The organism is Campylobacter sp. RM16190 (assembly GCF_012978835.1).
In the GTDB taxonomy this organism is placed as follows: domain Bacteria; phylum Campylobacterota; class Campylobacteria; order Campylobacterales; family Campylobacteraceae; genus Campylobacter_A.
In genome coordinates this window covers 1-334 of record NZ_LIWS01000035.1, presented here as the reverse complement: position 1 = coordinate 334, position 334 = coordinate 1, and the positions used below count along the sequence as shown (strand labels likewise).

The window sequence follows — 334 nt, the reverse complement described above, 5'->3', positions numbered from 1 at the left end:
TGTTGGAACTATGTTTATGGACAATGAATACGAATCTTCAAAGTATGCTAAGCAAGCTTGCGATAATAATGATGGCAGTAAATATTCAACCAGTGGCTGTTCAATATATGGTTCTATATTAAAATCCAGATACTATAAATCAAAAGATGCATCGATAAAAAAAGATGCTATATTTTATCTTAAAAAAGCTTGTAAAATGGGTAATGTAAGTAGTTGCAATTTTTTAAAGGAATTGAAATAGCGTGCAGATGCACGCTATTTTTTACTCGTTCATAGCAAAAATAAACCATAGCTCTTGAGCAAATTTATGCTTGGCGGCTAAATAAACACCTAT

Annotated in this window: 1 pseudogene; it reads left to right on the top strand. The window is 31.1% G+C overall.

Going from position 1 to position 334, the window contains the following annotated elements:
• Positions 1 to 241 (top strand): annotated as a pseudogene (locus CDOM16190_RS10530) (hypothetical protein); the annotation flags it as partial.
• Positions 242 to 334 lie beyond the last annotated feature (93 nt).